We start from the raw sequence: 10,533 nt of genomic DNA on the forward strand, positions 1-10,533 counted from the left end.
TGCAAGCAATCCCTTTCTCGTTCGACTTGCATGTGTTAAGCACGCCGCCAGCGTTCATTCTGAGCCAGGATCAAACTCTCCAGTTATAATCCTTTACTAAAACTTTTTAAGGTCTGCACTTTAAGCCGTTACGCTCAAGCGCATTGTCATTGACCCGCTCTTTTCTTTTTCACTGACCAATTTTCAAAGATCAAACCTTGCAAAAAAAATCATCTCGAAGAAAATTTGGTTTGCTTGTCCCTTCAAGAAGACCGGCGAAATATGCCTGAAAATAACACGGCTGTCAAACAGTTTTTTTATTTTTTTTAAAAATTTTTTACAAAAAAATTTTTTTGTATATTATTTCAGTTAATTACAAAAAAAATTTTTTTGTAGGGTACTGATAAAATCACAGATAATGTGAACATTGCCCTCTAAAAAATATTTCCCGTGAAACCTTTTTAATATTAAGGGCGATGGCCCTTAAAACATGAACACAATTTAATTCTTATTAAGATTTGATTTTATCAGTTTAATAAAATCTGATATTCTTCTTATTTTGATTTCATGTTTCAACCATTTATTATTAGGAGCTTTTGACGTGGAAGAAGACAATATTATTCGGTTTGCATCCCGGATGGATTACCTGCCCCCTTACCTTTTCGGTATGATCAATAAGATGAAGATGGATAAACGGCGGAATGGCGATGATGTTATTGACCTTGGTATGGGGAACCCAATGGATCCCACACCTGATGCGGTTATTGAGAAGCTTGTGAACGTTGCCCAGGACCCAAAATCCCACAGATATCCGGAAAGTTCAGGGCTTCCCAATTTAAAAAAAGAAATTGCCAAATATTATAATCGCCATTACAACATTGAGCTGGATGCGGACAAAGAAACCTACTTTACGATTGGTTCCAAAGAAGGGATTTCCCATTTGTGCCTGGCCATCATGGGTCCAGGGGACTGCGTTCTGGTTCCGGCACCGGCTTTTCCCATACATATCTATGCCTCGGTGATTGCCGGCGCAAATGTTATGAGAATTCCCCTGGAACCCGAAAACGGCTTTCTGGACAGGATCATTAAAGTATGTGAAGCGTGTTACCCCAGTCCAAAAGTGCTTATGCTCAACTACCCCCACAACCCCACCGGCGTTGTCACGGATAAAGCTTTTTTCAAAGAAATTGTAAAGCTTGCCAAACGATTTAAATTCATGGTTATCAATGACTTTGCCTACGCCAAAATAACCTATGACGGATATGTTGCCCCAAGTTTCCTGGAAATTGAGGGCGCCAAAGATGTCGGTGTTGAGTTTGGCTCCTTTTCGAAATCATACAATATGGCCGGCTGGCGCATTGGATATTGCGTTGGTAATGAAAAAATTGTCGAGGCTCTTGGAAAAATTAAAGGCTATTTTGATTATGGTATCTTTTCGGCCATTCAGGTGGCAGGTATTATTGCGCTCCGGGATTGTGATGATACCATTCCGGAACTTGCAAAAATCTATGAAAACCGTCGCGATGTACTTTGTTCAGGTCTCGAACGAATCGGATGGGACATAGAAAGACCAAAAGCCGGTATGTTTGTATGGGCAAAAATCCCTGAACCGTTTAATAAAATGGGTTCCATGGAATTTGCCATCCAGCTGATGAACAAAGGCAATGTGGCAGTGGCACCAGGTGCCGGCTTTTCAGAAGAGGGAGAAGGGTATCTGCGTCTGGCGTTGGTTGAAAATGAAGAACGCCTGCGCCAGGCTGTCCGGCAGATGAAAAAAGCCATGGACCAGATGGTAATTTAAGGAACAAAGAAGGCGTGACAACCTGCATGTTTCCAGTCAAAATGCCGGACAAATTTTTTTAATAGCAGTTTCAAGCCCCTGGCAGTCAGGCAGGGGCTTGACGGTACCAGGAAAAAAACCTCAGCCTGGATACCGAAAATAAAATTCAGTCAAAACACTTTGCAGGAATTATGAAAAATATTCTAATCATTGATGACGAGGATTTTATCAGGGACATTATCGCCTCAAGGATAGAAGAGATGGGGCATAGTTCATATGAAAGCGACACCCTTGAACAGGGTCTTGAACTGATCAACCAGCACTCATTTGACTTAATTTTTCTTGATGTAAACCTACCGGACGGCAATGGCCTTGAAGCACTATCAAAGATCCGGCAAATGCCCGAAGCGCCCATCGTTATCATTATCACGGCTTTCAGCAACGCAGAAGGTGCCAAACTTGCCATAAATAACGGTGCCTGGGACTATATCGAAAAGCCGATTTACAAAGATAAGCTGATGCTTCAGATAAAACGGGCGCTGGAATATAAAAAACAAACGCAGATGAGGGAAAGAACTGTTGTTCTTTCCACAGCGGGGATTGTGGGAAAGAGTACGGCTTTGACCGACTGCCTGGATCAGATCGCCTATATTGCCTCAAGCCCGGTAAATGTCCTGATTCAGGGAGAAAGCGGCACCGGGAAGGAGCTGATGGCGCGTATGATCCATGACAACTCATCTTCTGGCACAGGAGAGTATGTGGTTGTGGACTGTGCTTCTTTGCCGGAAAAACTGATAGAAAGTACCTTGTTCGGATATAAAAAAGGTGCATTTACAAGTGCGGATAAATCATCTGAAGGCTTAATCGCCATGGCTCATGGCGGCACATTATTTCTTGATGAAATTGGGGAACTGCCGCTGTCTGCTCAAAAGTCATTTTTGAGGGTACTTCAGGAGAAAAAATACCGGCCTGTGGGAAGCGCCAAAGAGTTATCCAGCTGTTTTCGCCTGATATCCGCAACAAACCGAAACCTCAAGCAAATGGTTGATGACAAAACCTTCAGGGCGGATCTCTACCACAGGCTTAAGACCTTTGTGATTAACGTCCCAGCTCTCAGATTTCGGAATGGAGATATTAAAGTGCTGGCACAACACTATTTGGACAAGCTGTGTACAGAACATCAGCTGCCCCCCAAAGCGCTGCTTCCTGAAACCATAACCATGCTGGAAAACTATGACTGGCCCGGTAATATCAGGGAACTGATTAATGTGATTGAGAGCGCCATTCTGACCGGTCCCGGGCTTGAATTAATCTATCCCATGCAACTGCCGGATATGATTCGAATCTCATTCCTGGAAAAAGGTTTTGATGTTAAAACACCAGCCACTCAATCGCATTTGAACCCAACGCCTCTGGATCCCGGCATTCCTGTGCCGGTCTTTAAAGAATATCGGTATAAAGCCATCAATGAAATAGAACATGACTACTTTCAAGCGCTCCTTTCAAGATGTGATTGGGATCTTGAAACAGCGGCTAAACAATCCGGCCTGAGCAAAAACAGGATCTATTTTTACATTCGCAAATTTCAATTAAAATCCAAATAACTTTTTCGCTTTACAAAAATTTTTTGTGTTGCAACACAAAAAAAAACAGGGCTGAATTCTGTTGTGTGAAAAATGCCTTCCTTGCAAAAGACCTATAGATTACTGAGATAACAACACAAATCGCCCAATCAAAAATATGGCATGATTTTTGATATCTTAGATACCCATGCACTGAATCGCAAATTTTATTTTTTGAATTTGTCTTAAACAAATCAAGGAGGATTGAAAATGATAAGAACATGGAAAAACCTTAAAATTTCAAACAAAATCGGGATCGGGATCGGAAGTATTGTCCTCAACTGAACTGTCCGCCATATCTGACCAGATGTCATCAAGCTCAGAGCAGACTGCCGGCAAGTCAACCAATGTATCTGCAGCGGCAGAGCAGATGGCCGGCACGATGACCAGTGTTGCTGCGGCCACGGAACAAACGACCACGAACATTCAGATGATTGTCAGCGCCGCCGAAGAGATGACCGCGACCATTCAGGAAGTTGCCAAAAATACGGCAAGTGGAAGCGAAACAACCCACACGGCTGTTTCAAAAGCGCGTGAAGCTTCCGGGAAAATTGAACAGCTAAAGCAATCCGCCACTGAGATCCACAAGGTCACCGATACGATTACAGACATATCTGAACAGACAAACCTGCTGGCATTGAATGCAACCATTGAAGCTGCCAGGGCAGGAGAAGCCGGAAAAGGCTTTGCTGTTGTTGCAGGAGAAATAAAAGCTTTGGCCCAGCAGACTGCGGAAGCAACCAAAGATATCAGCTCAAGAATAGCAGAAGTACAGGATACAACGGGTGAATCCGTAAATGCCATAGAAGATATTGTAAACGTTATAAATGAAATTGATACCATCGTAGCGTCCATTGCAACGGCGATTGAAGAGCAGTCATCAACCACACAGGAGATTGCCGATAACGTCAGCCAGGCCGCTATGGGATTATCAGAGGTCAATGAAAACGTCAGTCAAACCTCAGCAGTAGCAGGCGAAGTAACCCGGGAAATTTCTGATGTCAGCCAGTCGACGGATGAAATGAACCGCGGCAGCAGCCAGGTAATGAGCAGTGCCGGGGAGCTGTCGAATCTGGCAGAAAATTTAAACAATATGGTCAGCCGTTTCAGGTTGAGCTAAACCCGATTCCTCCTTGGCGGCATGCAAGTTGCCATATTGCTATCAAGGGGGAAGGAAGGCCCAGAGATGGAAGCAGCAATGGATATCCGTAAAACAATATAACAGCCCCGGGCTGACCTGACATATCAACTGCCAGACTTAGCCCACAACAAAACAAGAAAGTAATTCAGTAAGTTATTGAAGCTTTCTTATAAAAGTGAGTGGTTATGCAGGATTTAACAAAAACAAAACAAGCGACGACACCGGATAGGTTTTTCCAGCCTGTACTTGATGCACTGCCGGAGCACATTGCAGTGATGGATGCCGATTCCAACATTATATATATTAACAAGGCATGGCGGAGCTTTGCAGATAAAAATGACCTTGCTGCAAAAGGCTACGGCCTGGGGCAACGGTATTTAACAATTGTTGAAAATGCGTCGGGCAAACATAATGAAGGGTCACAAAAAGTTGCAGAGCAGTTAAAAGAACTGCTTGGCGGAAACCTTAAAAAATTTTCCATGGAATATCCCTGTCACTCGCCCGCAGAAAAAAGATGGTTTAAAGTCACGTTCAGTCAAATCTGGTTTGAAAATCAGCTATTTGCTGTTGCCTCCCATGAAAATATAACAGAGTGGTGGCAGATAAACCGCAAACTGCGGAAAAAAGATGATCAGCTGACAGCGATGCTTGCATCAATCCCGGACCCTATCTGCATCCTGGACAAATCATTGAATATCGTCTGGTATAATGAACATGCCGAAAACATGTTTGGACAAGATCTGGGATATAAGAAGTGCATCAAGGTATACGACGGAAATCCGGAAAAGTGCAGACCCTGTATTGTTCAGGAGACGTTTTCAGATGGCAAGCCCCGGGAAAAAGATTATTGCCATAAGGATATAAAAGGCCGGGAAAGGGTTTTCCAGGTTCGAACCAGTATAATGGAACATGATGACAAATGTCTTCCATCCAAGGTGATGGAGATTCTGCAGGATACAACGGATCAGAAAAATATGATCGAACAACTGAAACAGGCCAAGAATAAAGCAGAATCCGCCACACGGGCCAAAACCAGCTTTCTGGCCACCATGTCCCATGAAATCCGGACACCGATGAACGCCATCCTGGGAATGAGCCGCCTGTTACTGGATTCATCTCTGGACGAAAAGCAGTATCAGTATATCACCAATATACATGATGCCGCAGATGCCCTTTTGGCGATCATCTGCAATATTCTTGATTTAACGAAAATCGAAGCAGACAAAGTGGAACTGGTTGAAGAGGAGTTCCAGCTTGGGCCGATGATTGAAAAAATTTTTGATGTCTTAAAATATACGGCCCAGGAAAAGGAGATTCACCTGATTTATGAACATCACCATCCACTGCCACTGAATCTTATAGGAGATCCAGTGCGGATCTCCCAGATCTTAATGAATCTTATCAGCAATGCGTTGAAATATACCATGGAGGGTGCTGTTACCGTTACTTCCAATATCTGCAAGGATAAAAACGGACAGGACCGGCTTGCCATAGATGTAAAGGACACGGGGATCGGCATAGCCGAAGAACAGCTTTCCAAAATTTTCCGGCCTTTTACACAGCTGGACAGCTCAACAACTCGAAAATTTGCTGGTACCGGCCTTGGGCTTGTAATCGTCAAAAAAATGGTGTCCCTGATGGCCGGAGAGCTCAAAGTTCAAAGCCGTCCGGGCAAAGGTTCGACCTTCAGTATTTTACTTCCCATCAAACAACCGGCACTAAAAGCGTTATCGCATCCTTGGATTGAAAAATTAAAGCATACCCAAGCACTTATCTGCAGTGAAAATAACTATCCAACACAGTTTTTAAAAACCAACCTTGAACACCTTAATGTCAACACCCTGGAAACTGATAGCTTTCAAAAAACAGTGGGATTGCTCAAAACCTTTTCCATAGGCAGGCACCCGTTATTTGTTTTTGCTGACGAAACCATGATTGAAGCAATAAAGAATTCAGCAGCCTTTGGGATGAATGATCTCAAGGGGGGTGAAAATATCCATATTTTCTTTTTAAGGTCTGTTCAGGCATATGAAAAAAATGAACTGACGTACACCCGTTTTTTTAATCGCCACGGCATCTTTTTTTCTTCTCTGGATCAGGTTGTCACACCAATGAGATTTATGAAAATGCTTTTCAAAGCCAGTCAGAAGAAACCATTACAACCCCTGGGACAGACGCCGTCCGGGTTTGAGAAACAGCCGGAACACGGCAGCTGTCTGAAATCCAGGAAGATATTGGTTGCAGATGATGACCCCATGAACCGGGAAATCATAGCGGCTTTTTTAGAGAAAAAAGGTGCTGTCGTTTTTGAGGCCTCAAGTGGTCATGAGACGCTTCAAATGGTCAGATCAGAAGCCTTTGATCTGATCCTGATGGATATTCAAATGCCGGATATTGATGGCAATGAAACATCTAATATAAGCAGGGAATTAAAAACAAATGGCGCAGCCCATGTGCCGATCATTGCCATAACCGGGCACGCTTTTAAGCAGTTCCAGGATAAATCCGGTAGACATGGTATAGACGGCTGTCTGGAGAAACCGGTTCGTAAGGAAACACTTTACAGGGCCATGGATCAGTGGCTTTGTGAAACCCATGAGTGTGACGCTGCTGCCAAGGAGGATGCGTCCCCCCCAATTGATGCCCAGGCCTGCCTGGAATACGTGAATCAAGACCGGCAACTGTTTGGCAAGATGTTAAAAACATTTATCAGTTCTTATGGAAATTTTGAAGCACAGTTTAACGATGATCTGGAGCAGTTGAACTTAAAAAACATATCTTTACAGCTGCATAATTTAAAATCAACCGCACGGATGATTTGTGCAGGCCGTCTGTCCCGTCTGTCTGCAAAGCTATGGTCAAGAATGAAGAAAATTGAAGCAGAATCAACTGGTGAAAACGATCAGCGAGCTGTAAGAATTTCAGTCTTAACAGAAAAAATGCCTTTGATTGCAAAGGAAGTAGCACAGGTGATAAATGCCGCAGAAGAGCTGATTTCATCACAGGATTATTCACAGGAAAAGTCAGTTTCTGATGTTGTTCCATTGATTGAAAATAAGCATGTAACCGATAAACTGACGGCACAGCTTTTAACCCACATCCGTGAGCATCAGCCGGTGGAAAGTCTGGCTGTTTTGAAGAAAATTTTGTTGACGCCGATGAGTGAAACCGATCACAAATGTTTTTCAAATCTCATGAGATGGATTGATGCATACCAGTTTAAAAAGGCTGAACACTACCTGAAACAGAATTTAATCAACCATAAGGAATGATCATGAAAAAGGCAAAAATCCTTACTGTGGATGACAGCAGACAAAATATAGACCTGGTGATCGGTACATTGGGCAGTAACTATATCATCAGCGTAGCAACCAACGGCAAAGATGCCATATCTTTGGTTAAAAAGGGGCGGCCGGATCTCATTTTACTGGATGTCATGATGCCGGAAATGAGCGGATATGATGTGTGCAGGCAACTGAAATCCAATGATCTTACCCGTGACATACCGGTTATTTTTTTAACGGCTTTAGATGATGACGACGACGAAGCAAAAGGGTTGGCATTGGGTGCATTAGATTATATTACCAAACCGTTCAATCCAAAACTTCTTGCGCAGAGAGTGAAAAATCATATTGCGTTAAAAGATCACACAGATAATCTGGAACGTATGGTATCAAAAAGGACACATTTGTTAAACCTTGCCCAGAACGCCACCATTGAGATTGCAGGGAATCTGGCGGAGTTTCGAGATCCGGAAACCGGCCTGCATATCAAGCGCACCAAGTATTTTGTCAAATGCCTTGCTGACGCGTTGAAATCAAAAACAAATTTGCCGGAATACCCCATGGATGAGAGCACCATTGAATTGCTTTATAAATCGGCCCCTCTTCATGATATCGGCAAGGTCGGGGTTCCGGATAACGTACTTTTAAAGCCTGGAAAGCTTACACCCGAAGAGTTTAACCAGATGAAGCTGCATAGTGTTTACGGCAAGGATATCATCCAGGCGTCTGAAAAAACGTTGGGCACAGAGTCTTTTTTAAGTATTGCGCGAGAAATTGCATACAGCCATCATGAAAAATGGGATGGCAGCGGTTATCCACAGGGGTTGAAGGGCAACGAAATACCACTACCGGCAAGATTAATGGCAATAGCGGATGTTTATGATGCGTTGACAACAAAACGCGTATATAAACCGGCATTTTCACACGAAAAAGCTGTCAGTATTATCCAGGCGTCCGTCGGGCAGCAGTTTGACCCCATTCTGGTTGATATTTTCCAGGAAAATGAACAGGAATTCAAAGCCATTGCCATAAAATATGCTGAACCGGATCAGCCGGCACCAATCGTTCCGGATGCCCAAGTTCAGAGCAAAAGGGCATTGCATCAGCAGGATTAACGTCAAAATGAGTACGAAAAACAATACTTTTCTTATTGAAAGAAAAATGAAAATTGATATTCTGCAACGTGTATGTTCAACAGGATGTTACAGAATGGTATTTTTTTCAATTTCTTTGTTGGAAAAATATATTTTTTAAAAATACAGGGCCCTGATTTTAATGGATAGACAGATAAGAAAATTAAAAAACCGTCTGCAGGACTTTATCAAAAAAGATGTGAGCATATTAGAGTTGATGGCAACTGAAACCATATCAGGTTTACTGTTCAAAGATCTATCAATGGAAAAGGCTGAATATATCAGTCCCGGATTCTGGAAATCTCTGGGTTTTAGCCCAGACAGCCATATGCACATGTCAACAGAGTGGGGGAAACTGCTGGATGAGTCTAACCATGATCTTTTAGTGAATCATCTGGACAAGGAAGGAGAGGTGGTTCTCAGATTCCGGCGCAAGGAAGGGACTATTGAACCGTATAGATGTGATATCCGGTTTATTGAAGACAAGGGTACGGCTTACCGTCTTATTATCCTGATGCCCGCCTATGAATATCAGCACCTGTTACTGCCGGAAAAATTACCTTTGCTTGAACACTTGAAGCCGTATAATGATCTTCAAATGCTGGTACAGACCCGCCACTCACTGATCAGGTATGCCTCGAACCATTCTCTTGAGGAACTTTTACAAAAGGTTTTGGATGATCTGGGACAAATAGTGCAAAGCCCTATCGGCTTTTATCATTTTGTCAATCCTGATCAGAAAACCCTTGAGCTTCAACAGTGGTCTACACGCACCTTGAATGAATTCTGCAGTATCAGTGGCAAAGGGATGCATTATGATATTAATAATGCCGGTGTATGGGTAGAATGTGTCCATGAACGCAAACCAGTGGTTCATAATGACTATGGGTCATTACCCCATAAAAAGGGACTGCCTGAGAATCATGCAAAAATCACCCGGGAGCTGGTTGTGCCTGTCATTCAAGACGGATTGATTGTCGCCATTCTTGGTGTGGGTAATAAATCCAGGGCGTATGATAAAAAGGATATCGAAATCGTCTCCTATTTTGCCGATATGAGCTGGTCCATTGTCCAGAAGAAAAAACTTGAAGAAGAGATGGAACTGCAAAAGCATATTGATAAAGCGCTCGCCAACCTGTCTGCCTCACTTTTAACACAAACCAACCTGGCGGACGTCTCGGAAGAAGTGCTGGAAGCAGCCAAACAACTGACAAAAAGCAGATACGGATATGTCGGGACCTATGAAGAAGAAAACGGTTTTCTGACCTGTCATACAATGACCAAAGATATTTGGGAACAATGCAAAGTACCTGATAAATCCATCGTATTTGAAAAATGTACAGGCTTGTTCGGCTGGGTCCTGGATAAGAAGCAGCCTATATTGCTCAACGATATTAAAAACGATCCGCGCTCCATCGGTACCCCTGCCGGCCATATTGAAATCAAAGCCTTTTTAGGTGTACCTGCAACAAGGGGTTCGATTATTTTAGGTTCTAAACCCTCAAATTTCATTTTAAATTTTATTTGTTACTTAATTTTCTAACAATCTTCAATTATATCTCTCTCTGTTCGATAGTTTTAAAAAGTAAAAACA

At 42.9% G+C, this 10,533-nt stretch carries 5 protein-coding genes, 1 rRNA gene and 1 pseudogene; 6 read left to right on the forward strand and 1 reads right to left on the reverse strand.

All coding sequences use genetic code 11. The features are described 5' to 3' along the window. Window positions 1-86 (reverse strand): 16S ribosomal RNA (locus tag HXW94_RS17100); the annotation flags it as partial. 494 nt (window positions 87-580) lie between these two features. Between HXW94_RS17100 and HXW94_RS17105 the strand changes: the two genes are divergently transcribed. From HXW94_RS17105 to HXW94_RS17130, 6 genes and pseudogenes are all read left to right on the forward strand, one after another. Then, window positions 581-1,780 (forward strand): aminotransferase class I/II-fold pyridoxal phosphate-dependent enzyme, encoded by a 1,200-nt coding sequence (locus HXW94_RS17105; RefSeq protein WP_178368113.1) that lies wholly within the window; start codon window positions 581-583, stop codon window positions 1,778-1,780. Between the two features lie 170 nt (window positions 1,781-1,950). Next, on the forward strand, window positions 1,951-3,363 hold the full coding sequence (locus HXW94_RS17110; RefSeq protein ID WP_178368114.1) for a sigma-54-dependent transcriptional regulator: 1,413 nt from the start codon (window positions 1,951-1,953) through the stop codon (window positions 3,361-3,363). A gap of 292 nt (window positions 3,364-3,655) precedes the next feature. Continuing rightward, a pseudogene (locus HXW94_RS17115) lies at window positions 3,656-4,501 on the forward strand (methyl-accepting chemotaxis protein); the annotation flags it as partial. Between the two features lie 206 nt (window positions 4,502-4,707). After that, window positions 4,708-7,794: an ATP-binding protein gene (locus HXW94_RS17120; RefSeq protein WP_178368115.1), complete on the forward strand. Its 3,087-nt coding sequence runs from the start codon at window positions 4,708-4,710 to the stop codon at window positions 7,792-7,794. Between the two features lie 2 nt (window positions 7,795-7,796). Then, entirely contained in the window at window positions 7,797-8,921 is a 1,125-nt protein-coding gene (locus tag HXW94_RS17125; protein ID WP_178368116.1) for an HD-GYP domain-containing protein, read from the forward strand. Between the two features lie 160 nt (window positions 8,922-9,081). Continuing rightward, window positions 9,082-10,482, forward strand: a complete 1,401-nt coding sequence (locus tag HXW94_RS17130) for a GAF domain-containing protein (RefSeq protein ID WP_178368117.1) — start codon at window positions 9,082-9,084, stop codon at window positions 10,480-10,482. Window positions 10,483-10,533: the final 51 nt, after the last annotated feature.

It is taken from the genome of Desulfobacter latus (genome assembly GCF_013389365.1).
In the GTDB taxonomy this organism is placed as follows: domain Bacteria; phylum Desulfobacterota; class Desulfobacteria; order Desulfobacterales; family Desulfobacteraceae; genus Desulfobacter; species Desulfobacter latus.